27 protein-coding genes are annotated in these 24,791 nt (G+C 44.4%); 12 read left to right on the top strand and 15 right to left on the bottom strand.

All coding sequences use genetic code 11. The annotated features are described in order from the left end of the window. Window positions 1–26: 26 nt before the first annotated feature. From NCI00_RS18835 to NCI00_RS18800, 8 genes are all read right to left on the bottom strand, one after another. Complete coding sequence (locus NCI00_RS18835) at window positions 27–1,412, bottom strand: aminopeptidase P family protein (protein ID WP_253530099.1); 1,386 nt, start codon at window positions 1,410–1,412, stop codon at window positions 27–29. 99 nt (window positions 1,413–1,511) lie between these two features. Beyond that, window positions 1,512–2,000, bottom strand: coding sequence for a hypothetical protein (locus tag NCI00_RS18830; protein ID WP_253530095.1), 489 nt, complete (start codon window positions 1,998–2,000; stop codon window positions 1,512–1,514). 23 nt (window positions 2,001–2,023) lie between these two features. Next, a complete protein-coding gene (locus NCI00_RS18825) occupies window positions 2,024–3,127 on the bottom strand; it encodes a hypothetical protein (protein WP_253530092.1) in 1,104 nt (367 codons plus the stop codon). 8 nt (window positions 3,128–3,135) lie between these two features. Beyond that, window positions 3,136–4,311, bottom strand: coding sequence for a hypothetical protein (locus NCI00_RS18820; protein ID WP_253530089.1), 1,176 nt, complete (start codon window positions 4,309–4,311; stop codon window positions 3,136–3,138). Window positions 4,312–4,459: 148 nt separating this feature from the next. Further along, complete coding sequence (locus NCI00_RS18815; protein ID WP_253530086.1) at window positions 4,460–4,984, bottom strand: hypothetical protein; 525 nt, start codon at window positions 4,982–4,984, stop codon at window positions 4,460–4,462. Between the two features lie 20 nt (window positions 4,985–5,004). After that, the gene (locus NCI00_RS18810; RefSeq protein WP_253530083.1) at window positions 5,005–5,508 is read right to left on the bottom strand and encodes a hypothetical protein; all 504 of its coding nucleotides are present in this window, start codon (window positions 5,506–5,508) and stop codon (window positions 5,005–5,007) included. Window positions 5,509–5,691: 183 nt separating this feature from the next. Beyond that, window positions 5,692–6,348, bottom strand: coding sequence for a response regulator transcription factor (locus NCI00_RS18805; protein WP_253530081.1), 657 nt, complete (start codon window positions 6,346–6,348; stop codon window positions 5,692–5,694). Then, complete coding sequence (locus NCI00_RS18800; RefSeq protein WP_253530078.1) at window positions 6,345–9,362, bottom strand: sensor histidine kinase; 3,018 nt, start codon at window positions 9,360–9,362, stop codon at window positions 6,345–6,347. The genes NCI00_RS18805 and NCI00_RS18800 overlap by 4 nt, the downstream gene beginning before the upstream one ends. A 207-nt stretch (window positions 9,363–9,569) precedes the next feature. Between NCI00_RS18800 and NCI00_RS18795 the strand changes: the two genes are divergently transcribed. Then, window positions 9,570–11,114: a S8 family serine peptidase gene (locus NCI00_RS18795; RefSeq protein ID WP_253530075.1), complete on the top strand. Its 1,545-nt coding sequence runs from the start codon at window positions 9,570–9,572 to the stop codon at window positions 11,112–11,114. Window positions 11,115–11,196: 82 nt separating this feature from the next. Here NCI00_RS18795 and NCI00_RS18790 read toward each other — a convergent pair whose 3' ends face one another. Beyond that, window positions 11,197–12,057: a sulfurtransferase gene (locus tag NCI00_RS18790; protein WP_253530072.1), complete on the bottom strand. Its 861-nt coding sequence runs from the start codon at window positions 12,055–12,057 to the stop codon at window positions 11,197–11,199. Window positions 12,058–12,281: 224 nt separating this feature from the next. On the opposite strand from NCI00_RS18790, the gene NCI00_RS18785 reads away from it, so the two are divergent. Both NCI00_RS18785 and NCI00_RS18780 read left to right on the top strand, forming a co-directional pair. After that, window positions 12,282–13,565 carry a Gfo/Idh/MocA family protein gene (locus NCI00_RS18785; protein WP_253530071.1) on the top strand — a complete coding sequence of 428 codons (1,284 nt, stop codon included), beginning with the start codon at window positions 12,282–12,284 and terminating at the stop codon, window positions 13,563–13,565. 254 nt (window positions 13,566–13,819) lie between these two features. Then, window positions 13,820–14,143: a hypothetical protein gene (locus NCI00_RS18780; RefSeq protein ID WP_253530070.1), complete on the top strand. Its 324-nt coding sequence runs from the start codon at window positions 13,820–13,822 to the stop codon at window positions 14,141–14,143. A gap of 4 nt (window positions 14,144–14,147) precedes the next feature. On the opposite strand, the gene NCI00_RS18775 is transcribed toward NCI00_RS18780, so the two are convergent. Beyond that, window positions 14,148–15,563, bottom strand: coding sequence for a CCA tRNA nucleotidyltransferase (locus NCI00_RS18775; RefSeq protein ID WP_253530069.1), 1,416 nt, complete (start codon window positions 15,561–15,563; stop codon window positions 14,148–14,150). A 129-nt stretch (window positions 15,564–15,692) separates the two neighbouring features. Between NCI00_RS18775 and NCI00_RS18770 the strand changes: the two genes are divergently transcribed. Continuing rightward, complete coding sequence (locus tag NCI00_RS18770; RefSeq protein ID WP_253530067.1) at window positions 15,693–16,223, top strand: DUF2480 family protein; 531 nt, start codon at window positions 15,693–15,695, stop codon at window positions 16,221–16,223. A 49-nt stretch (window positions 16,224–16,272) separates the two neighbouring features. Here NCI00_RS18770 and NCI00_RS18765 read toward each other — a convergent pair whose 3' ends face one another. From NCI00_RS18765 to NCI00_RS18750, 4 genes are read right to left on the bottom strand one after another with little or no spacing between them, the layout of a single operon-like run. After that, a complete protein-coding gene (locus NCI00_RS18765; protein WP_253530066.1) occupies window positions 16,273–17,118 on the bottom strand; it encodes a hydroxymethylglutaryl-CoA lyase-like TIM-barrel protein in 846 nt (281 codons plus the stop codon). A gap of 49 nt (window positions 17,119–17,167) precedes the next feature. Beyond that, entirely contained in the window at window positions 17,168–17,410 is a 243-nt protein-coding gene (locus NCI00_RS18760; RefSeq protein ID WP_253530065.1) for a MoaD/ThiS family protein, read from the bottom strand. Between the two features lie 53 nt (window positions 17,411–17,463). Then, complete coding sequence (locus NCI00_RS18755; RefSeq protein ID WP_253530062.1) at window positions 17,464–18,615, bottom strand: vWA domain-containing protein; 1,152 nt, start codon at window positions 18,613–18,615, stop codon at window positions 17,464–17,466. Further along, complete coding sequence (locus NCI00_RS18750; protein WP_253530060.1) at window positions 18,605–20,566, bottom strand: McrB family protein; 1,962 nt, start codon at window positions 20,564–20,566, stop codon at window positions 18,605–18,607. Before NCI00_RS18750 ends, NCI00_RS18755 begins: the two co-directional genes overlap by 11 nt. Window positions 20,567–20,799: 233 nt before the next feature. On the opposite strand from NCI00_RS18750, the gene NCI00_RS18745 reads away from it, so the two are divergent. Both NCI00_RS18745 and NCI00_RS18740 read left to right on the top strand, forming a co-directional pair. Then, on the top strand, window positions 20,800–21,255 hold the full coding sequence (locus NCI00_RS18745) for a hypothetical protein (protein ID WP_253530058.1): 456 nt from the start codon (window positions 20,800–20,802) through the stop codon (window positions 21,253–21,255). Between the two features lie 290 nt (window positions 21,256–21,545). Further along, window positions 21,546–21,893: a hypothetical protein gene (locus NCI00_RS18740; protein ID WP_253530056.1), complete on the top strand. Its 348-nt coding sequence runs from the start codon at window positions 21,546–21,548 to the stop codon at window positions 21,891–21,893. 406 nt (window positions 21,894–22,299) lie between these two features. Here the strand turns inward: NCI00_RS18740 and NCI00_RS18735 are convergent, their stop codons facing one another. Then, entirely contained in the window at window positions 22,300–22,665 is a 366-nt protein-coding gene (locus NCI00_RS18735; RefSeq protein WP_253530054.1) for a helix-turn-helix domain-containing protein, read from the bottom strand. A 131-nt stretch (window positions 22,666–22,796) separates the two neighbouring features. On the opposite strand from NCI00_RS18735, the gene NCI00_RS18730 reads away from it, so the two are divergent. From NCI00_RS18730 to NCI00_RS18705, 6 genes are all read left to right on the top strand, one after another. Next, window positions 22,797–23,153, top strand: coding sequence for a hypothetical protein (locus NCI00_RS18730; RefSeq protein WP_253530052.1), 357 nt, complete (start codon window positions 22,797–22,799; stop codon window positions 23,151–23,153). Window positions 23,154–23,307: 154 nt separating this feature from the next. Continuing rightward, window positions 23,308–23,601 carry a hypothetical protein gene (locus NCI00_RS18725; protein WP_253530050.1) on the top strand — a complete coding sequence of 98 codons (294 nt, stop codon included), beginning with the start codon at window positions 23,308–23,310 and terminating at the stop codon, window positions 23,599–23,601. 95 nt (window positions 23,602–23,696) lie between these two features. Further along, entirely contained in the window at window positions 23,697–24,095 is a 399-nt protein-coding gene (locus NCI00_RS18720) for a hypothetical protein (protein WP_253530048.1), read from the top strand. Continuing rightward, window positions 24,079–24,291 carry a hypothetical protein gene (locus NCI00_RS18715; protein WP_253530046.1) on the top strand — a complete coding sequence of 71 codons (213 nt, stop codon included), beginning with the start codon at window positions 24,079–24,081 and terminating at the stop codon, window positions 24,289–24,291. Before NCI00_RS18720 ends, NCI00_RS18715 begins: the two co-directional genes overlap by 17 nt. Before the next feature lie 123 nt (window positions 24,292–24,414). Further along, the gene (locus tag NCI00_RS18710) at window positions 24,415–24,591 is read left to right on the top strand and encodes a hypothetical protein (RefSeq protein ID WP_253530044.1); all 177 of its coding nucleotides are present in this window, start codon (window positions 24,415–24,417) and stop codon (window positions 24,589–24,591) included. A gap of 4 nt (window positions 24,592–24,595) precedes the next feature. Then, window positions 24,596–24,781 carry a hypothetical protein gene (locus tag NCI00_RS18705; protein WP_253530042.1) on the top strand — a complete coding sequence of 62 codons (186 nt, stop codon included), beginning with the start codon at window positions 24,596–24,598 and terminating at the stop codon, window positions 24,779–24,781. Window positions 24,782–24,791: the final 10 nt, after the last annotated feature.

The following is a 24,791-nucleotide window of genomic DNA, read 5'->3' as shown; positions in this document are numbered from 1 at the left end:
GAAAAGAGGTACACAGAGACTAAATTTTAACACCTTAACCCTTCAATTTCGGCGATTGTTTTGGGGATGGGCTCACCAATCAATCTTGCACCATCGGCCGTAATCACATAATTGTCCTCAATCCGCACCCCGCCAAAGCCAAAATAGGATTTCAGCTTATCGTACTTGATGAACTCCTTAAATTTTCCTTGACTTTCCCACAATTGAATCAGTTCTGGTATAAAATACGTACCCGGCTCAATCGTCAGCGCAAATCCCGCTTCGAGTTCTTTGGCCAATCGTAATGACTTCAAACCAAGCAAATTGCTGCGTTCTAATCCCTCACGGTAACCTATATAGTTTTCGCCCAGATTTTCCATATCGTGAACATCCATCCCAATCATGTGCCCAACGCCATGGGGCATAAAAAGGGCCGGTACGCCCAACGCCACCATTTCGTCCACATCTCCTTCCAGCAAACCAAGGTTTTTTAAACCCTCAGTCACCGTCCGCCAAGAAATCAAATGACAATCAAGGTACTTCACACCCGGACGCAACGCATTGATAACGTTCATGTTGGCGTCCAGTACAATCTGATAAATTTCTTTTTGTTTTTCGGTAAATGTTTTGTCAACGGGCCACGTACGTGTAATGTCGCCTGCGTAATAAGTGGCCGTTTCGGCCCCAAAATCACCTAACACAAGTCGGCCGCTTTCGAGGCGATTGCCGTGATAATGATTGTGGAGCGTTTGCCCATCTACCGACAAAATAATGGGGTACGCCAAGTCCCCGCCACCGCTCCGCGCTGTGCCATGAACCGTGCCTACTACCTCGTATTCGTATTTGCCAATACGGGTAGCGCGAATCGCATTTAGGTGCATCTGCCCCGAAATGTTGACGGCTTTATCCATCTCAATGATTTCGTGATCCGTTTTATAGGAACGTTGGTTGATGACCGCCATAATAAACGCCAGTGACGCTTTTTGGGGAATTTCTGCTAGCGGCCAGCCCGTCAAGTGATGAAGTTTCAGGGTATGCTCAGGGCGATACGGCGGCAGAAAATGCACTGCACGGCCCGCGCTAAGCGCGCCCTTGAGGGTAGCTTCTAGGGCAGATTTTGGAAGCGTTTTGGCCACACCTACCCTCCCTGCCTGTTCTTGCAAAGTAGGCTGCGGCCCCGCCCAAATCACCTCATCCATCGTAATTTCATCCCCCACAATCCATTCCTCGCCCGAGTCAGCGTCGATAATGGCCGCCAGTCCTACTTTATCCAATCCAAAGTAGTACAGAAAGGTGCTGTCTTGTCGAAAATGATAGGTATTATCGGTATAATTCATCCCCGATTCTTCATTTCCTAAAAATAATAATAAGCCGTTTGGGATTTGGCTTTTGAGTATGTTGCGGCGTGAAGCGTAGGTATTTGTCGAAAACATAATGAAATGGTTAATATTGACAGGCAATATTAACCATTTCATTGCATCAACCTTAATTCTCAGCAAAAAAATATTGGGGTCGTTAAGCCATCCATTGGCTTAGTCGGCTAAGGTCAGCCCCGCCGATGTCGTACTGTATTTTTTGGATAAATACGTTTTTGAACTCATTCCTGGGCCCTGTACATAGGCCACGCTGACAATACAATACTTATAAGAACCAAACGGAGGTCTATTGAGTGACAAGGCTTTTTTCAAAGTCACTGTACTCCCAGCCAGCAACGTATACTGAGCTGGCACAAAAGTGCCAATTTGCAGGTCATTTTCCCCACCCAAAACGCCCGTTTCAAGGGTTTCATTTTTGGAAAGGTAGATTGTTACCGTTAAATCATCAATCGGAGTAGTTGTCGAACCATGAAATATATATTTTTCTGGCCCGTTGTTTTTGATTGTGTACTTTAGGGTGAGTGACTGCAACGTAGACTCTGTAAAACTGAAGCTTTCTAAGTTCAGAACCGAGGAAACGGCTTTTTGGGCAAATCCACGGCCCAAACATATAAAGAGAAGAAAAAAAAGGATTATTTTCATCATTGTAGTTGTTTATTAGTTGATTTTCAACGCATCATACAGGATATACTCGCCACCGGAATAAGTGATTTGAAACGAAAATCTTCACCATAAACAGTACGAACACCATAACTCAGCATTACATTGCGGCTAAAGCGCCAGTCGCCACCGTAAGCTACCGTAACGGTTTTAAAGCTGAAAGGATTAGAAACATCCCGGGTGAGCACTTCCACAAAGAAGTTAAATTTCGGACTTCCATAGCGTAAGTTGAGCCCAACAAAGTACTCTTTGGTCAGCTTTGTACGAGGTGCATTAAACTTTGTATATCGAGCCATGCCCGTCAGCAGCCATTTGCGGCCCAGCCCCACGCAACCATTCACCCATACCGAAAGGCCATCTTGGGTAAGCCGAAGGGTGTCCAATCCTTCATTCTTATAAAGGTACGATTTGCCGATGGCGACATCCAAAAACGAGGCATTCCAATGTTCTTTCAAATAAAACGTTGACAGTTGGGTCATTCGGTCTTTGTGATTTTTTTCCAATTCGTTGATTTTAACTTGATTGTTTTCAAGCTCTTCCAAAATCTTTAGACGGGTATCCACGTATTCTGGCGATTTGGGCAGTTGCTTCAACGAGTCTTCCAATTGAGTCAAAACCGTTTTAAGTTGGGCGTGTTGTTCATAAAATTGTTCCGTCGATTCACGAAAAAGGTCGGGTTCATCTAAGGGGTCATGGCTTCTGAAGAGCGTCATTTTTAGGGCTCCCGCCAATCGTCTATTCAATTGTTCATCTTCAACCGTTCCTGCCGAAACATCAAGGGTTGAAAGCATTTTAAGCAGTTTTGGGGCCGCTTGGTATTTCAACAAATCGCTCCGATTATAAAACAACTCCCATATCGGTTGGGCTTGTATAGCAATATTGGGTTTGAGTCGCCAGGACTGAAAAGACCAGTCTACTTTAAAATCCCGAATATTACCAGGCTTAGTGACTTGGGCAGGCGTAACTCCCAGCAAATCAAAGGCTGCCGACGTTGGAATCGAAAACTCTAAGGGTTTAGCCGCGTTGAGCGTAGGTACGGTCTCCTCTTGGGTTTGGGCAAATGACAAAGAATAAAACCCAACAAAAAACAGCAAAATTGATTTATACAGCATCCGTTTGTTTAATTTCTGGTGGATGGATAGCCTGCTTCGGTCAAAATCTGTGCAACTAGTCTTGTTTTTTCGGTCTCACAATTATTGTTTTGGGCGGGAGAACACTCAATAGCAGCTGCCAACATGACCGCCATTTTGGCCCTTGGAACATTGTATCGTCTCAACTTTTCGGCAAATTGGCGATAGCAATTGCTTCCAGTGTTGGGCACATAAATCATTCCACTTGATGGGCTAAACTGTATTATTATCTTCGGATTAGTACCCGTCTGACGTTCAAAATTGTTCTGAAAACATGACCCAACAGCCTCTAAAGACCGCCCCGTATTGGTCACAGCAAAAACAGGCACTTTCGCAAACGCTTCGCTTTCAGCGTAGCCTTTGGTCAGTAAGAGCGCCCACCATTCATAATAAGCACTCGCTTCTTGGGACGAAAAACGCTGCTTAATCATCGACATTGCATCTCCTGCATTGGGAAAACGCTCCCCTCTGAAGTTAATAAAGCCCCCCGTGTAGTACGAGAAACACGTTTGCGCAATCTGCTCAGGAGTGTACTGAAAAGCAGCAATGGTCAAGCTAAACGCCGTTTTTTCGTCCATTCGACTTCTGAGAAAAACCCTCAATTCTTCAAATGTTTGATTGTAGCGTTTTTTGAGGTTTTCGGCCATAAATTCTCCGTTTTCACCCGCGGTCTTCAGAACTTCATAAAAACGACTGCTGTTAGGATTGTAAGTTTCGTAAAAACCCAGCACAGACTCATCTTTAGAATAGGCCGTTTTTAGTAATTGATAGTTCTGTAAATCAGCCAGTTGAAATACCTTTTTTAATGCTTTGGCCGCATTTACTACGCCGATATTTGCTTTTTTGAGCTCATTTATTGCCAAATTTGTACCACTTGTTTCGAGCGATTTGGCCAGGGTCAGCGCCTCCTCTGCAATCTGCTCCGCACGTTCAAGTTCAGTCGTTGCTACCTTGCCGAGTTTGAGGGCTGATTTCGTCTGGGGGAGCGGCACTGTATTACTTCGTGAGGGCACTTGAGCCCTCCCCACAAAGGGGCTCATTAGGCCGATAAAAGCCCACAAAATAATATACTTTTGAAGGTATGAACGAACCCGCGCGCTCAGCGTGTGGTGTTTATTGGCTTGGCTAATGCACATTGCTTGTGAACCATTGAATCGGTACATCATCAAAAAAGTTAGGGTAAAGGGGCATTTGAATCTATTTTCCAATTAGGCAAATTGGGGCAACATTAAAATTGAGTTGGGTGTAAAAACTACGCCCAGCTTGGTTTTGATGGGAAGACTTTTATTGGGCCATCAATAGCAACAGAGTATTTCATTTGGGAGATTTTATGCCGCAATATTGGCAGCCATTTCTTGTTGTTAGACAAGCGCAGCCGCATTTTTTGCAGCCACCGCCACCCGTTCTTCTGTAAAGAACAATAGAAGGGCTCGTTGCACCGCTGTTGTCTTTTCCATCATTTTCGACAATGATTAATCCGTATTTTGGATTGGCAATATCTATTTGAAATTTGGCCTTTGTTCTAAGAAGCACGGCATTGGAAGATACGTATGATAATGTACCCGTCACAATTGAAAACATAGAAGGTTTTTGATAGATTTTTCCTAAAATAGCAATTGTATCCAAGTCAGTTTTGGCGCTGGACAAAGGGGTAAAATCCACCAGTGCAACATCTACTTTCATCCCTTCCACATTCTCCTTGACAAAGGACGGGGTACTGTATTCAATCATGTAGCCACCAGTCACAGCCCGAATGGGTCTTTTTTCCTGATTGGTGGCCGATAGCAAAGCAATCATAAGTAGGGCAAAGGCCAGAAACGAAGTGATGAAATGTTTCATTTTTTTTAGTAAATAAAGAGTTACAATTGAGTAATTAGAAAGCTAAGTTGTACATGCCCATCCCGCTCATAGCAGTGAATAGTACGGCGTGTTGGGCCTCTAATTTCTGACAAATACACTCGTTGCTGTTCGGTTGTGTATTTACGGCCCAAATTTTGGTTGTTTAGCGAGGCTGTAAGCGTAAGATTGGCTTGGTTTCCACCACATGGGGGTATATCAAAAACCAAAGAATGGTTGAGCAGCAGTTCGCGGTTTTCATGTAGGCGAATGTAGTTTTCGGAGGTACGGTCAAAAAGCTTCAGCGTACGCTCTCTGCTATCAAAAGATGCTCCCACTTGGTTTTCGTTACTGTTACAAAAAGCTCCCGCCCAAACAGTACCAAAGAGATTTTCATGATTTTCTGAACCCTCTGATTTTGAAAGGGTTATTTTCTCCAATGTGACCCGATAGCTGCGGATTGAGCGGCCTCCTATCTCGTGTCTGAAGATAGCCATTGTTATCATCACCAAAAGCCACCAGTTCATTAGATTACCCATTGTTAGGTTTGACTACACTGCAAATGTGGTCAAAGCCTTGACTCAAAAAATCATCTTCAAAGGGGATAAATAAAAAATCCCCCCTAGGGGGGAGAGCAAACAAAACGACAGGACTGTCAATAAAATATTGATTTTCAGCAACTTAATTCAAGGAAAATTCAGAAGGGTATGTCAGGGAAGTAACAGATTATTTTCAAGGGCAAATTTGACCAAGGCCGAAGTATTTTTTAGGTTAAATTTATGGAGGATGTTTTTGCGGTGACTAATCACCGTAGACTCACTAATAAACAACTTCTCCGCGATTTCTGCACTCGTCAGCCCTTCTACCAACAGTGGCATAATTTCTTTTTCGCGGGAGGTGAGTAATTCCTGTGGTTTCAAAAACAAGGCATTGCGCGAAAGTACTGAAGAAGTATTACGCCTCATCAGTGTTCTCATAATCGAAGGAGAATAATAGCATTCGCCCTTATCAATTGTTTCAAAGGCTTTTAAAAGTTCTTCTGAGCCCGTATTTTTGAGCACGTAGCCGTCGGCACCAGCACGTACCATTTGTTGAATATTATTGTAATCTTCAAACATCGTTACGGCAATTATCTTTACCTCTGGTTTACGTTTTTTGAGCTGGGCCGTGGCTGTGATACCGTCGCAATGCGGCATGTTTATATCCATCAAAACCCATTCAATGTCTGAATTTAAAACCATTTCAATGGCCACTTCGCCGTTGGTTGCTTCGCCCACGATTTCAACGTTGGATATTTGAGAAAGCACGTAGCGCAAGCCTTCCAAAAAAAGTTTGTGGTCATCGACAATCAGCGTTTTACGTATCATAGGTTGGCATTTTTCTGGTATGGAATTTCAATTGTAGCGTGGACTCCCTTCAAAGGAGCGGTATCAAAATAGAGGTTTCCTTTCAATAATCGTACTCTATTTTCAATATTTTGCAGGCCAAAACCCGATGAAAAAGGCTTCATTTCAAACCCACAACCATTATCCTCGTACAAAATTACCCATTGGTCATCCCGTTGCAAAAATTGCAGAGTAATGCTATTTGCCTTGGCATGTTTGAGGGTATTGCTCACCAGTTCTTGTACAATTCTAAAAAGATTTATCTCAATCGCTTCAGGCAATTTTTCAGGAAAATCAAACCAAAGTAGCTCAAACCGCAGCGTATCCATCACGTTAAGTTTCTCTCCCAAATCTTCGACCGCCACGCGTAAGCCGTATTCAAACAATAACTTAGGGTTCAAGTCCTGAAGTAGATTTCGAATATCCATGATTGCATCTTCCAAAATAGGCCGCAGTTTAGAAACACGACTGTTTTGAACCATATCAATTTCGGAGAGATACATTTGCAAGGTTGAAAGGCGCATACCCAAATCATCATGGAGTTCGGTGGCCAATTGTTTACGTTCTGCTTCTTGCGTTCTGACCACGAGATCCAAGCGCTCGCGTTGTCGAAGTTCAAGCTGCCGAATCCGCAATCGAAACAGCACCATCCCCAATGCAGCCACCCCTACCACATTGATGAGTATAAACCACCAAGTTTGCCAGAAAGGGGGCGCAATTGTCAGGTTTAATCGGTAGATGGCATCGCTCCAAAAACCGTCACCATTGGCCGCTTTTACCTCAAACACATATTGACCGTGAGGCACTCTTACGTATCTAACAAACGCATTTTCGGTTTCATGCCAGGCATCTTCCAACCCAACCAAACGATACTGATACCTGTTTTTGCCATTGCTCAAATAATCCAATGCAACATAGCTAAGGGATAGGGTGTTTTGGTCAAAAGGCAAGATCAAGGATTTGGTTTCGCCTATGTAGCTTCCAATATTTGCAGGTTGATCATTTATTTCTAACTCCGTGAGCTGAATTTGTGGTTGAAAGGTATTCGTACGAACCTCACTAGGGCGAAAAAAAGTAAATCCATTCGTTCCACCAAAATAAAAATAGCCTTCGTTATCAACCAAATAAGATCGGTTGTTAAACTCATACCCCTGCAAACCGTCGTTCATCTGATAGTTTCTGAATTTCTTTGATTCGGGATTAAAACTACTCAACCCCCGATTAGTGCTCAGCCAGATGTTTTGCTGTTGGTCCAATAGCAAGCCATAGACGTAGGCATTGCCAAGCCCATCTTTGGTAGAAAACTTCTGCATCACTTTTCCGTTTTTGTATTGAAGTAAACCCACATTGGTCGCAATCCAATAACATTTTCTTCGCAGGTCTTTCAACAAACTTAGGGCGTTGCCTCCGCTCAAAATACACTCCTCGGCCCTCCATTGATTTTCGTGAATCGTCCCCTTCCATGCGCTTTCATTGAAGCGAGTCAGCCATATTTTTCCATCATCCGTACAATCTACCCAAAGAATATTTACTCCTTCCAGCCCTTTTACCTGAATGAAAGTCTTGCGGATTTTATCAAAAATATAGAGGCCATTTTCGGTACCCACCAATAAGTGGTTAGGGTCCCATTCCGACAGGCATCTGATGATATTTTCACCGATATTTTGGGGTTTGGTAAGGAAAAAATTCTCAAAATTATGCCCACCACCTGTGTACCTACTTAAACCGTTGTAGGTGGCTACCCAAATCTGCCCCTGCTGGTCGCGCAGCAAATGATAAATAGATTGGCTCGGAATTGATTTATCTTTTGAGGGATGATGCGTGATGTAGTCTTCAATTTGTCCACTCTGCTTATTCCAGACATTTATCCCCCCTTGCTCAGTGCCCACCCAAAGGTGCGTTTTGTCAACAGCCAGCAGGGTTCGTACGTTGGGGTCATTGAGGGCATTGGGGGCTTCTGATACGTACTTTATGCTCCTAAACTTATTTCCGCTCGCCACCAGAAGATTAATGCCTAGCGGGTCGGGATTGGCCCAAACGAGGCCGTCATTTGAGACATAGACCGTAGTGATTGTGTTGTTAGATAAGCTATTGCTGTCGTTTTTTTTATGTAAAAATTGCTGTACATTCCCTTCTTTACTGTACCTAAGTAAACCATTTCCACCTGTCGCAATCCATATATCTCCATCGGGGGCTTCAGCCAAATCATATACCTCACGCAGGTCTATTTGATTAAGGTTTGTAAAATTCTTGAAAATGTTGAGCTGAGGATTGAACACCGTAATTCCCAGCGAATGAGACAAATACACCAATCCATCTTGGGCATGAAGGGCCTTTAAAACGGTCGTGGCATTCCCCAATTGATTTTGGGGATGGTTGCTAAAAAAATAGCGAGTCTCGCGGGTAGCAGTATCAAATTGCATCAACCCTTTCGACAAACAAACCCATAATTTCCCGTCTTTTCCAAACTTGGTAGCGTTTGAGACCGCCAACAGCCCCAGATTGTGTGAAACTCCCGCCAAAATGAGTTGTTTCTTCTTTTTTACATAATCCATCTTAAGAATACCTTCCTCCTCTGACCAATACCACACAAATTGTTGGTCAACGGCAAAGGGCGTGCAGGCTTCGGGAGTTTTGGCATTCTTTGTTGGGAAATACACAAAATCGTCGCTTTGACGTCGGTAGAGATTCAAACCATAATCCGTTCCAATCCATAAGTCTCCGTTGGGAGCTTCAAGCATTGAATTTACAAAGCTGCCGTGCAACCCCCGAGGTTGGTCAGGGTCCGAATAGTAAACTTTAAAGTTATGACCATCGTAGCGATTAAGTCCATCTTGGGTACCAAACCACAAAAATCCCCTGGAATCTTTTAACATAGCATAGACCGAACCTTGGGATAGACCCTGTTCGGTTCCTATTCGCTCAACCCGAAAAATCTGCGCAAACAAATCAGGAATGACTACAACAAAAATCAAAAATAGAACGGCAAAACGCATGTTGGAGGTAAGTGATAATAAGACCAAAACACAACCGCGATTACAGAATAAACCTGTTAGTAAAGCTAAAAACCTTTTTTTAAGTAGATTTTCGTTAAATTCTGTAACTTTCAAAAGGAAAATTTAGACTTTTTTTGTTACTTCGTTGACAATTTATGTTATCTAAAAACGTAAATTATGTTTCTTAACTTAACACTAAACTACATTATGAATATTCGGAACGGTTATTTATTGCTGTTTTGGACGTGGAGCACCGTCGCTGCATATTCTCAGACAAAGTACTGGATTTTTCTGAAAGATAAAAATACGACCGATGCGCCAGCAATTTCGCCAAAAACGCTGCAAAATCGTCTCCAACAAGGGCTTACTTTATTTGATGAAACGGATTTGCCCGTAAAGAAAAAATATCTTCAGCAGCTACAAGCAGCTGATTGTCAAACATTAAACATTTCTCGCTGGTTCAATGCCGTTTCGGCTCGCCTTACTGCTGAGCAATTGCAAGCCGTTCAGTCGCTTCCTTTTGTCAGTAAAGTCCAACCCATCAACGGCCAATTTTACATTGCTAAAACCCAGCCCAATCGTCGCTCTGCGATGGCCCCCGTCATGACGCAGGTCCAAGCCGACGAATTTAAAAAAGCGGGCCTGAACGGAAAAGGAATCACCATCGGCGTCATTGACGCGGGATTTCTGGAAGCTCCCACCAATAATCTCCTAAAACATATTTTTGACCGCAAGGCCATCTTGGATAAGCGTGACTATGTTAACCCACCGTTAACGTATTCTGATAAATTTTATACCACCGCCGAAACCTTCTCTGACTTTCACGGAACCGAAGTGATGAGCGCCATTTCGGGGGCCAATCGCTCCGAAAGTGCCCAAAACGGCTTAGCAACCGAATCACAGTTTTACCTTGCCCGCACCGACCACGGAACCCGCGAATTTCGCGGCGAGGAAGACAACTGGGTAGCCGCAATGGAGTGGATGGACAGCCTTGGCGTACGTTTGATTAATACCTCATTGGGCTACGCCCAAGGGTTTACCGACCCCAACGAGAATTATCAAATCAACCAAATGGATGGCAAAACGAGCATCATCAGTCAGGCGGCGCAAATGGCGGCCGACAAAAAAGGTATCTTAGTAATCGTATCCGCTGGCAATGAAGGCGACGACCCAAGCTGGCGCATCATTTCCACTCCCGCCGACGCGCAAGGTGTGTTGGCCATCGGCGCTACCAATCAGCGGTATTGGAACCGCATTGGTTACAGCAGCATCGGACCAGAGTTTTTGCCTTATCTAAAGCCCAATGTTTCCTGCTTTTCGTTATACGGCACGTCATTGTCGGCACCCGTTATTACGGGCTTTGCGGCGTGTTTGATGCAGGCCAATCCAACATTGACCAACAAACAACTCATCAATCTCATTGAGAAATCAGCACATTTGTATCCCTACGGAAATAATTTTGTCGGTTACGGGGTCCCGTTGGCTTCGCGGGCATTGGCGTTGCTCCAAAATCCTGCCGAATCTGGCACCACCTACGCGCGGGAAATAAAAGCATCTGGCACATCGCACACCCTCAAACTGCCCGGAACCAGCGATATGGTTTCCGTTTTCCACAAAAAGAATTCAATGCATGTGCTAACACAGGAGGTGGTACGCCTCCGCGACGGCCAACTGACGATTCAACGGCAGGAAGGTGAAACTCACACCACCATTGACCTAAAAAGCGAAGTAATTGAGATAGTTTGGGAATAATTCGTCTGATTTGTGACATATAAAATCCCTCTTTCGGTAAGACTGCCGAAAGAGGGATTTTTAGTTTTTACAATACTTGTGTCTAATCTTTCGACAAAGTAAACATCGGACGGTCGGTTCTTGACCATTCGCTCCACGAACCCACGTAGAGTTTGGGAATCTCCATTTCAGCATAGGCCATGGCAAGCAACGTATGACAGGCGGTCACGCCCGAGCCGCAATGAACGATGACATGCTGGGCGTCTCTTCCATTCAAGGCTTCTGTGTATTTTTCTTTCAGTTCGGCGGGTGAAAGAAAAAATCCATTCGCGTCCAAATTGCTCGTAAAAGGGATATTGGCCGCACCCGGAATGTGCCCCGCAATCAAATCAATGGGTTCAACTTTTCCGTCAAAACGGTCTTTATCACGCACATCAATCACCAGATAATCAGCATCATTAGCTACTTTTTCCACCTCATTGATGTCCGACAACGGCAACATCCATTGCAGTGTTTCATAGGTTTTTTCGGGAGTAGTCGGCGTCTCTTCTCCTGAGCTGACAGGGAATCCAGCCTTTACGGCCGCATCCAACCCGCCGTCGAGCACTTGTATATTTTCGTGGCCGATGGCTTTCAGCATCCACCAAAAACGAGCGGCCGCATTTCCCCCGTTTTTGTCATCGTACACTACAACGTGCGTGTCGGGCCCGATGCCAAGTTGGGTCAACACTTGCGCAAATTGCGTAAGGTCAGGCAATGGATGGCGGCCTCCTTTTGAGGCATCTGCTGGCACATTGGCCAATTGTTTTTCCAAATCAACAAACAATGCTCCTTCTAAATGGCCGGCGGCGTATCTTTCTTTTGCTCCAGCTCCTGCCCGTGCGTCCACAATAACCAGATTTTTTTCCTGTACTGACGCGACCAATTCGGATGGCTTACTAATCGGAGATAACTTTTGTGGCATATCGTTCAGACGTTTGGGTTAATTCATAATGTAAACGCAAGTTAGGTACTGACTTTTGAATAAAAAAGGGGCCATTTAGGGTTAAAGGGTATTTTTTTAGGCTTCTGCAACTCATATAAGCCCTCTGACTTTCTTATTCGGAGGCTTAAAACTTTTTTCTTCTTGCCAGTTTACGGTGAGAATCAGCGCATTTTACGCTTTTGGAATAAACCTTCATCCAACGTATGAGCCACCTTCTGAATCGACGCCGTTTTTTAAAACAGAGCAGTGCTGCCGCCCTCAGCCTTCCATTTCTGACGGGTTTTACGCGTAAAGTAGCCCCCAGCGACCGCTTGCGGGTAGCCCACATCGGATTGGGTGGTATGGGAACGCAACACCTGAAATGGTTTGCAGGGTTGCCAGAAGTAGAAGTAGCGGCGCTGTGCGACTTAGACGAAACGCATTTAGCCACCGCTCAAAAAACCTTGTTGGGTTTACAACCCGACGCAAAAGTCCAATTATACAGCGATTTTCGACGAATTTTAGAACGCAAGGACATTGACGCCATCACCTGCGCAACGCCCGACCATTGGCACGCCCAAGTAGCGATATTGGCGTTTGAAGCGGGAAAAGATGTGTACGGCGAAAAACCGCTTTCGTACAGCGTGCGTGAAGGGCAAAAAATGCTTAAATCGCTCAAACGCCACGACCGAATTTTTCAGTTGGGCACCCAAATCCACGCAGGAGACAACTACCACCGCGTCGTTGAAATCATTCGTTCGGGAGCTATTGGCAATGTTCATACCGTGCGACTTTGGAAACCCGGAGCGCCGCCCGTACTAGGGCCAGCCAACTATCAAGAACCACCCTCTACGCTCAATTGGGATTTTTGGCTCGGGCCAGCCCCTTATTCAAAATACACGCCCGAGCGGTGTCATTTCAATTATCGCTATTTTCTGGATTATTCAGGAGGGGTGTATCAGGATTTTTGGAGTCACATTGCCGATGTGGTCTGGTGGGCCATCAATCCCCAAAATCTTACTACCGTCAGCGCCAAAGGAGAAGTTGGAGAGGGGATTGGCGACACCCCCAAATGGATTGATATTGATTATCAGTTCGACAATCTCAAAATTCACTGGACTACCACCCCACCCAACGTGCCAGGAGCAGCCAATCGGGGCATTGGTGCCTATTTTGAAGGGGATAAAGGCACGCTTCTCTGTGATTATAACACCCGCGAAATTAACATCGGCGGAATGCTCATGAACGATGTCGAAACCGTTCCCCTCAGCATTAAGCGGTCGCCTGGGCATCAGCAAAATTTTGTAAACGCCGTCAAGACCCGTACGCAACCCGAATCTAACCTTGAATACGCCCGTCAAATGACACTACCTATGCACCTGGGACTTATTTCGTGGCGTCTGGGGCGGGAGTTACACTGGAACCCAAAAAAGGAAAAATTCCGTCACGACGGCGAAGCAAATGATTTATTGTCACGCGACTATCGAAAAGGTTGGGACTGGATATAAAAAAAGGCCAAGTTATAGGCGTGTCAGAAATGAAGGAAGCCGAAATGGAAAGAAAAAAATCTAGGAGAGAAAACGGAAGTTTCATATAATGAAAAAGCCGCTGGGAGACCAACGGCTTTTTACTTTTTTATGCAATTAAAGTTAAAACGACGAAGCAGGTAAAAAAGTTTAGCCCTTGAAAAATAATCAAATAGTTTTTCATAAAATTGCAAAAACTTGATTCAACTCAAATTTTTGACAAAAAATCACGGAAAATGCTCCAACAAACCATTTACGAAGTGCGCATCACCTACATCGGCTCGCTCAATAATTTACGCCAGCGCGAACCGTTTGTTACCTATTTTTCAAATCTGAAGAAAACCATTGAAAATATATCGTCCCAATTAGCCCTAAATGGTTGGCCGCTCAAAATCAATTATTCGGCGGTGTATCGGAGTTTGCAGGCCAAAGGAAAATACACGTGTGACTTCGACGTAGCGGGTCATAAAGTATTCAAAATAACCATTACGCCCTATACATTAAACCCCACGCTGACTACTTTGGGCATCGACGAAATGCCCATCGTAAAATCAAGTTAAATGGTTAAGAAACCACGGGTGTCAATCCCATTTTTTTGCCTTCTTGGAGCATAAATGCGTAGGCAGGCTCGAAAACATTGGGGATAATCCCATCCAAAATCGCCTCACGTACCGCCGTTTTAATGACTCCGACTTCGGCGGAAGGTTTCAGGCCAAAGGCTTCCATAATAACCTCTCCCGTTATGACGGGCTGAAAATTTCGTATTTGGTCGCGGGCTTCGAGGTCGTAGAGTTTTTGTTCAACTTTGTCGAAATTCGACAGGTGTTTTTTGACTTTTTCGGGGTTTTTGGAAGTTATATCGGCCCGACAAAGGGTCATCAACGCCTCCAAATCGGCACCTGCATCAAACAATAACCGCCGCAATGCGGAATCAGAAATGGTCTCTTTCGACAGCGCGATGGGCCGCAAGTGAAGCCGAACGAGTTTTTGAACAAAACGCATGTTTTCGTTCATCGGCAGTTTCATTTGACGAAAAATACGCGGCGTAAAGCGTGCACCCAAATCTTCGTGACCGTGGAAGGTCCAGCCCACTTTTTTATCAAAACGCTTGGTGGCGGGCTTGGCAATATCGTGCATGATGGCCGCCCAACGCAGCCACAGGTCGTCGGTATGTTTGGAAATATTATCCAATACTTGTAATGTATGATAAAAATTATCTTTATGGCCTTTTCCGTCCTGATATTCAGCCCCTTGCAATTCTACAAACTCTGGGAATATTCGCTTTAAAATACCTGCTTGGTGCAACAATTTAAAGCCGTAGGAAGGCACCGCCGACAAGATGATTTTGTTAAGTTCGTCGTTGATTCTCTCTTTAGAAATAATATCAATGCGCTCGGCGGTTTTGACCAGACCATCAAAGGTATCGGGTTCAATGTCAAAATTCAGTTGAGTCGCAAAACGCACCGCCCGCATCATGCGCAGTGGGTCGTCAGAGAAGGTAATTTCGGGGTCAAGCGGTGTGCGAATGAGTTTTCGACGCAAGTCGTCAATACCGTTGAAAGGGTCAATCAACTCGCCATAGTTGTCAGCATTCAGGCTGATACCCATGGCATTGATGGTAAAATCCCGTCGATTTTGGTCGTCGTGCAGGGTGCCGTCTTCCACTATTGGTTTGCGGGATTCTGTACGGTAAGATTCGCGCCGTGCACCCACAAATTCAATGTCTAAATCATCCACCCGTAACTGCGCAGTACCGAAGTTCTTATACACATTCACGTGCACGCCAAGCTTTTTGGCGACCGCCTCCGCCAATGCGATGCCACTCCCGATTGATACAATGTCGATGTCTTTGGAAGGACGCTTTAAAATTAAATCACGTACATAACCTCCTATCACATAGGCGTCTACTCCAAGGTCTTTGGCAGATTGAGCGACAACGTTAAAAATAGAATGTTTATCTAAGACTTCACTAAAATTCATTCTTCCAAACTTTATAAGCTGCAAAGGTAGCATTTGTCGAACAACAAATTTGCTATTTATGCCCAGCGTTCACAAACTTTCGACCAGTAATGTGTGTTGCATTAAGTGCAAAGCATACTATTTAGTAAAATGGAAGAAATCATCAACCGCGTTGCCAAAAGCGGCCTCGTTACGTTAGATTTAGAAGATTATTACCACCCCGGGGCACGCGTACTTTACGACTTGAAAGAGAATCTCTTCATGGGAATGATTCTGAAAGAGAAGGATTTCCGAGAATTTTTGAAGAGCCACGATTGGGCGCAATATAAGGGCCAAAACGTGGCCATCACCTGTACAGAAGATGCCATCATCCCCACGTGGGCGTATATGTTGCTGGCCTTACATCTGGAGCCGCACGCCAATTCGGTGGTTTTTGGAAACCTGAATGACTTGGAAGAAAAGCTTTATTTTGATGCCATCAACCAAATCAATCCAGAAGACTATCGGGATGCCCGTGTCGTGGTAAAAGGGTGCAGCAAACACCCCGTACCCACAGCGGCATATGTAGAAATAACGCGGAAATTACAGCCTGTGGCCCAAACACTTATGTTTGGTGAGCCATGCAGCACTGTGCCCCTTTACAAGCGGCCAAAAAATACGCAAGAAGCGGTCAATGCTTAGCCAGAAAAAGGTCAGAAAGGTGTTTTTACGACAAATTTTCTGACCTTTTTTAACCAAAAACGTACTGAGAGGCCAGCATTGCCTGCGCCAGTTGTTGCTCGTCGATGGCAAGTTTTGCTTCTAACTGATTCAACTCGCTCACAACCAGCTCAGTAGCCAAATTTCCTACCAGTTTATCTTCGGCCAGTGGGCAACCTCCAAAACCCCGAACCGCACAATCAATGCGCCTGACGCCCGTTTTGTAGGCGGCTCTTACTTTCTTGGCCACGTGGCTCGATTTAGCATGAAGATGCGCCCCAAATTCAACATTTGGGAATTTTTTGAGCAAATGTCCGTACAACGTTTTAATGTCATCGGTAGTACTAGTTCCGATGGTGTCTGACGGTGCGATGATGTTGATGCCCATTCCCACCAAACGCTCCGAAAATTGCTCCACCAGCTCGGGGCTGTACGGGTCGCCATAATGATTGCCGAAGCCCATCGAAAGATACACGACCAATTGTTTGTTGGCGTTCAAACACAGGTTTTGAATTTCGCTCACTTCCTCAAACGCTTGCGCAATGGTCTTATTTGTGTTTTTGTGTTGAAATGTTTCGGAGATGGATAATGGAAAACCTAAATACGTAATCTGCTCAAATACAGCCGCATCCTGCGCCCCTCTTAGATTGGCGACGATGGCAAGCAACTTGGTTTTTGTAGCAGACATATCCAATTTTTCGACCACCTCCGCCGTATCGCGCATCTGCGGAATGGCTTTGGGCGAAACAAAACTGCCAAAATCAAGCGTTTCGAAACCTACCTGCAACAGGCGATTTAAGTAATTTATTTTTGTTTCCGTGGGAACAAAATCGGTCAGCCCCTGCATGGCATCCCGTGGACATTCAATGAGTTTCACAGTGTATTGGTAAGTAATGAAAAAATTCAATCAAGGTTTTAAAAGCATTTTAGCCTCCACTGACGGGCGGAATGAGCACGATTTCGTCGTTGGAATGCAACAGGGTCGAATCGTCGGCATATTCGGTATTGACGGCTACCCGTAGCGAAGATAACTTCTGAAAATCAGGAAATTGAGCAATCAAAAACTGCTTCAAATCGGCGACGGTTGCTGAGTCAGACAACTGTACAGACAATTCGAGCTGACCGATTATTTCTTTGGCAATCCCGAAGGATAGTATTTTAAGGTTCATTTGTACTAACTAAAATTTGTATAGTTTCTCAACATTTATCCTTTTAAAAACATTCATCGCAACTGCTCCACCACCCGTTTGAGGCTCTCCAAATTGTGGGCGGGCGCGTGCAAATCCAAATGCGGCAGCACCGCTTTAAGCGCCTTCACTTCGGGGCGATAGTCAGGCGAACCCGCCAGCGGATTGAGCCAAATAACGCGGCGGGCTTTCCGACGAATGCGCTCCATATTCAACGCCAAATCGTCGCCTACGCCCGTATCCATACCGTCGCTGATGATGAGCACAATGGTGCGAGAATTGAGCTTACGCATGGCGTATTCTTGCACAAACTCGCGCAAAACGGCTCCAATATCAGTCCCCCCCGACCAATGCGGCACGCGTTCGGTCAGATTTTCGAGGGCCTTGGTGTACTCCATTTCTTTTAAATCTTCGGTAATACGACACAGGCGCGTGCTAAACACGAAGGTTTCGATGGATTGGTACAAATTTTGAAATGCAAACATAAACTGCACCCAAAAACGGCTGTAAAGCTCCATGGATTTGCTCACGTCGCAGAGGAGCACCAACCGAATTTTATTGCGGGCAGGACGACGGTAAAATAAATCAATGATTTCGTCACCTTTCCGAAAGTTGTTGCGCAGTACGCGCCGCAAATCCAACTGCCCACCGCTGCGGGCCGCTTCGTAGCGACGGCTCATGGTTTTGGCCATTCGCTGCACCAACGTCCGGATGATTTTCCGCGCTTCGTACAGATCTTCGTCGGTATACGAACCAAAATCTTTTTGTGAAAGCGGCTCGCCCAAACTATACGAGGCAAGTTCCTCCTGCTCGGGTTGGCGGTTACCACTGAGCCAGTTTTTCAGGGCTTCAAACGACGCTTCACCGTTTTGGTTATTTTTCTTTTTTTTCGATTTGCTCTCTTCGGCGTCTTCTTTTATTTTGGAATCAACAGCTTTGGCAAGTTCTTTCCAATACTTTACATACAGCTCGTCAAACTCCCGAAGTTGTTTGCGGTTTTGGGGATAAATACTGCGCAATGCCAGATAAAACTGTACTTCGTCGCCCACGTTGATTTCGGCCAGTGCTTTGAGCGCATCTGCCTCACGGTCAGGCCCAACGGAAATACCGCTCGCCCGCAAAAAACGGCTAAAGGCCACGATGTGCCCAGAGAGAGAAGTTTGGCGGGCAATAAGGTTATTTCTCATAAATCCACTTGAAAATGTCCTTAGGCAAGTCTTCAAAACGGCCTTCTGCTAAGGCAGGATTCGGTTCATAAGTTATTACATTTTCGGCGTTTTCAAGGTCTTCACCAAAAAGTTCCCGTTCAAGCGATGACGTGTATTGTTTTTTGACCTGAATTAGCTTACAATCAGTGGGTTTACCCCAACGGTCATTGTCGGCCAATACCAGCTGAATCTTGCGCCAATCATCATAAAAATACTCCTGCAACAACGGAATAATCTGGTCTCTCATGGCCTTGCAAAGTTGCTCAAATGTATCAATGTTCATCAAATATGCGTGCCCGATAACGTGGTCACGGTCGTGCAAAAATTCGATGCGTTCGTTGAGCGCGCGCAACAGTCGCCCTAAATCAGTCGTTTCAATAACCCTGCCTTCGAGCAGCGTTTCGTTGGGTTGACGCTCGGCAAAATGAAACCGTCGGCGCAGGGCCGTATCCAACAGGGCGATGGAACGGTCGGCGGAGTTCATTGTGCCTAGAATGTACAAATTGGGCGGCACTCCAAAACGCTCCTGCGAATACGGCAACGTAACCCACAGCTCATTTTCAGCCCCCAACCGCTTAGACGGCTCAATGAGCGTGATGAGCTCGCCCAGCACCTTAGAGATATTGGCACGGTTGATTTCGTCGATGACCATAAAAACGGGTTCAGCACGGTCAAATCTCGCTTTTCGGGTTTCGGCCGCATCCGTGATGCAACCTTCAAAACTTTGGTAATCTGCTTTCCGAAGCGCCTCCAAACAAGCCTCATAAAAAACCCCTTTCCGTACCCGATAGCTAATTTTGTCGCCGATGGTTTCGGGGCGAATTCCTTCCACAAACTCCTCATAACTAAAGGATTGATGGAAGGTGATAAATTTGTGTGAATAAACTCGACAAAGCTGCTGGACCTCGTAGGTTTTGCCCGTTCCTGGCGGCCCGTACAAAACATAATTAAGAGGAATTTGAGGTTTTTGGATTTTAATACCTACACTATATTCAGGCTTAGGTTCTTCAAGATACAAAGTCTGTTCTGAGAGTGATAAAATTTTATAGTATTGATGCTCCGTAATTTCCGCATTAGTCACCCCCTGAGGATTCTCAAAAACTCTGATAGATGATAATTCCAAGTCTTTTAAAATAACATCCCGACGAATAGGATAGTCCACCAATTTATCAAGTATTTTTACATCAACTCTCCATTTTTCGTCCAGATAAGGGCTATGAAGAACTTTTCCAACACCATATACACCAGCCTCATCTCCAGAAATCCAAAAAAGTACCTTGTCTTCAATTTCAATCCTGTTTAACACATTTTTCTGAACCCTAAACTCAACAATATCATTCTCTTTTATTTGGCTTTTATTATCGTATACTTTGGGATTAGAATGAAACACCCAATATCTTTTTTGGTTGTTTTCTAGTGCTTTCCGAAATAGTTCCTCTCTAAAACCTTCATCCATTGCGGCTTTATATACTACAACATTATGAAAACCATGGCGTGTACTAGACTTAGCATCTTCCCGTACATCCAATAAGCACTTTTGCCAATAATCAAGCAGTAAAGGATTTTGTAATAAATGAACATCCTGAAAAGGAATAACCCCAAATAAGTAAGGAGAAGATTTAGCCAATTGATCTTCAATCTGCAACTTATCAATGGCCTTGATTCGTTCTAAATCACTTTTGCGCAGAATAATATAATAGCTTAAGTTGTTCCTGTAATGATATATTCCAAAAGCCACATAAAAATTAAGATTTGCAACAATCGCGCGTTTAGTGTCAGGAACGCTAAATCCAAGTTTAGAATCATTTTCCGACAGATTTACTACGTCAATCATTTCACGAAGCACCTTAAAAAAAATACGGCAAGCCTCTGGATGATTAATCGCTCTAATTCGTTCTACCAATTCTTTTTGTTGTTCCTCTTCAGTCATATCTATTCTATTTATCTAACTTCTCATTCCTCTGCAAATTACAAAACTCCCGTAATTTTGCAGTAAATGCCGCCCAAACACCCAATAACTTTACGCTAGTCAAAGGTAAAATCGGTTTTTATGGCACTAATTTACGTTTTTGAAGATATAACTTATCCTTTTGAAAATCGTTTACGTAAGAGAGTAACCCCGTTGCAAGTCATTCTTTTGCCATCAATCCCATTCCTGTAAAAATGCCTATTCGATTTCTGTTCTTTTGTCTTTTTCCGCTCGTTTCCTACGCCCAAACTTTTTCGTATGGCCGATTTGTTGCCCGAAATCACACCATTGTCTGGACCGCGAAATTTGAAATTAAAGACATGGATGAGCCCATCATCGTTGATGCCGTCAAAGAGCAATTGGGAGGCAAAGAATACGTTCGTTTTGACACCCTTCAACAACACGAAGTTGTGAGCGGGTGGCTCATCAATCCTCCTGCTACGGCCATTGTCAAAGCCCGATTTAGAGTTGATATTTTGTACGAAGGATACGTAGTGGCCGTCAGTGAAATCATTGAATCAGCCCTAAATAAAGAAGCACCCCTCGAAAACTGTCTGTTAAAAAGCGACGGAAGGTTTATTGAAAATCCCCCCAAACGAGCTGAAACGTTAGACAGTTTTTTGATAAAGCTGTTTGAAATAAAGCAGTAGTTCTTCTGTCCAGAAATAATCAAGGCAGATAAAAAAACGCAAAACGGATGCTAATATCAGTCTGAAGTAAAACTTAGTTTGTTAAAACAACAGTTTGGAACATGGCTCAGTCTTATGGCTGATTATCAATCTAATCAGACTCATTGATAATGTTAGAAGTGGAGTATAACTTTGCCAATTTTCTGTTATTTTTGTAAAGCATCTTAAATGACTTTTGCAATCACAACTAATCAAGTGTTCGGGGCTATCGACCCTTTGGTTTTTCTGCCTTTCTCTTAAACTGTAAGGTTATGCTGTTAGCTTTGATCTTTACCGCCTTAGCAATATGCTTGATTTTTGGAGAATGGCCAGGCCCTCACCGCTTTGACGTCCATTCAGAAACCGAATCCCATCAAGAAGCAGAAGTATACATCGAGCGCAAAAGCCGTCTTAGTACCGTTGACACTCATGGAATGCCTTCATTTATGTCGGATGACCTAGCGGTGTACTTTTTAAAACCTGCCCCTGAGGAGATTGAAAAGACCCGCGAGGGCTGGCTTAGAAGCCTTTCGCTTCGCCACGAAAAAGGCGAATTGACCGACAGTGAATTTAGCGAGGAAATCAATAGATGTTTGGACCAAACAGCAACTCATTCCTGAAATACCCCTTGGAGGAGATTTTAAAAGATTTGCTGAAATGGGGACTGACAAAATGAAAAAAACCGCTTTACGTTGCCGTAAAGCGGTTTTTTTTGTGACGAAGAGGAGACTCGAATTTTACGTATTCTTAGCTGTTGCAAGTAATAAACTTCTGTGAATGAATTAGTTAAAAATTTATTTTTCTGCCACCCTAACTGCCACCCTCCTATTCACTGTCAAATTGCTTCTTCGTATTGAGCTTCTTGTCAAAATTGAAGCATTTTTATTCTACGTTAAACGCTCCAAATGAGTTATTGCCGCGGTATTTCAGCCATTTGGTTTTTGACGAGTTAAATGGTATACATGCCATTTGATAACTATTTCGATTATATCTATACGTTTAGTAGCTTTTCAGCATTACACCTAATTATAGCTTATCTGTATCCACTGGGCTATTTTTTAGATTTTCAACACTGGCTTTTTGCTTCTGAACTTCTTCTTTCAACTTCCCAATGGCAATGTTTTGAAGGTCTATGAGTTCGTCTTTTGATATTGTCACGTACTCACTATTTGGCTTCGAAACGGAGTGGCATTTCCCTCTGATTAAATAATCAGTGCTTACATTGAAGTAGTCACATAGCTTTTCTATCTCCGACATCGAAGGCTGATTCTTGTTTAATTCCCAACTGGAAATCACCGTTTTGTTGGCCTTGCCCATCACGTTGGCGAGGTCTTGTTGCGTCATTTTATTGTCTTCTCTCAATTTCTTTAAGCGCTCCCCAAAATTATCCATGTGCATAAAAAAATTATTTGGTGCAATTTTATTGCACCTGTGCATTATTTATATACTTTTGTACTAAGTAATCACTACTTAGTAAACGTTACTAGGTAAAAGTATCGACAAAAATGCACAACACAAAACCGATGGCAAGAAAAGACACAACTATTGAGCGAACGGTCGAAGCGCTCCGCAAAAGGTTCGATAGCCTGTTGGGAAAGTGTGGCGGCCCGCATCGTTTGGCCAAAAGGCTTAGTCAATTCGACTCTTATTTCAACGAAAGCATTGGCGTATATGAAGTCTCCAACGCCAAACGTGGTAAAGCTGGCGAGGTTGCTATGACTCGTATCGTGGCAACGATGGAATTATTGGCGGCGGCCTCCCCAATAACTGCCCAAACACGCGCCGCTAAATCCCTTGAGCGAATGGGCGTCGTAGCCGCCTACGAACCCAAATACCCCGCTACTAAGCAATTGAAAGAGAAGTTTTCACACTCAAAATAAACCTCTTAATGAGCATTATTTCCGCTTACCTACCCCATATACTGTTGATGGCGGGGCTGCTGGTTGCAGCTCCGTTTATCTTCCGAATTTCACACGAGAAAGACCATAAGTAATTCATTTTCAACTTCAATTATCTAAGCAAATGTCAAATCAAATGTTAATTATCTGGATTGATTCTGAGCGTGGTGGGCTCTTAATCCGTCGTTTCTGTCAAGCAGATGGAATGCCGTTGCCCGAAGATACCGTCTTGGGCGGGGTCGATACCCAAAACGGCTATTCGATGGGATGGGCCAAAATGGAAGGCAAAAAAAAGGAGCTATCCCTTAGATACCATCCCGTCACGTGCAAAATGGATGTCGAAAAGTACCTCATTTTTCACGGTGTAATACAGGCAAAAATCACCTATCCAACTTCCGTAAACATGCCCGCCCATGAAATCACTGCATAACTTTTTCGTCAATCTGTTTGATGTGTTTTTGTTTCTGGTGCTGATGGCTGCGCTGGGCATAATGTCGCTTTTTGAATCCAAAACTGAACATCGCCATGATTAACGTAACACAACGTGGTACTGAATGGCTGGCACTGGTCAATATGGCCAAAGTGCTAGTACTTTCTCCCCAAGATAGGGTGATTGTGTTGTCGAAAGAGGATGAAATCATTCTTTCTGATACCCTGACTAAGGTGGTGGATGCCCTGCCTGATGGCCTGATTAAGCATACGACAGTTTCCGTCCTTTTGCTTCCTCATGAAGTGGTGGTTCTTGTGCAGGTTGTCGATTGGTTCGATGATTACATGTTGAGCATGAGCAAATGGTATTGTCATTTGAAAAACTATAAGCTCATGTACGAACAGGTAGGATTGGTAAAACGTAACCTCAAGCTGTATGCAACACCGTACACAACTGCCGAAACCAAAAACAGTGGTCATGATGACACCCACTAGCGTGGCGCAAGTCGAAGAGCTGCTGTTAAAAAAGCTCACGTGGAAGTTTGGAGCCTCTGGAATGGGGGCCTGTAAGCGCATCGTAAAAGATGCCCTCGACGCCCTGCCTGCCAAGTACCCGCACCGCGACCAACTCAAGGCATATCTCATTGAAAAAACCAAGCTCGAAAAAATGCTGGACGAGCTTGGCGAATAACATCAATTCATCCCCCGGCTCCCGTAGAGGGTTCATTAGTAGAATAGGTTAAGGGTTTAGGTTGAAAAACCTCTCGTTCGGGCGCTGCCCGAAACGAGAGCCGGGGATAACCTTCTTAGAAAAATGAAAAGATTCAAGTACACTATTTTAATCCCTGCCCAACGCATATCTGGTGATATACAGGCTCAAAGTGAAAGTCAAGTGTGGGAAGTGCTGCATGACAAAATTCAAGGCATCAATGCAGCCAATATGTCCGTAAGTGATGTCACCATAACGCCTGTTCAACTCCCTAAACCTTAACGCCATGCCTCAATTTGAATACCGTCTACGATACGCTAGGAAGGTCGTTAAGAACACGATCACGGCGGTCAATTTTCGCGCGGCATTTCGTTATGCTGCCCACTTGGCCGACCCCGATGGAGAGCGATGCCTTGGCGTAAGTGTCAAAGCCGCCCCTACTCCGATGCCCTTCCCAATGTCGAATAATTAGATTTCAAGCC

This window comes from Runella salmonicolor (assembly GCF_024158025.1).
Classification (GTDB): Bacteria; Bacteroidota; Bacteroidia; order Cytophagales; family Spirosomataceae; genus Runella; species Runella salmonicolor.
Note: the sequence above shows the minus strand (reverse complement) of the source record. Positions and strands in the feature narration are given on the sequence as shown.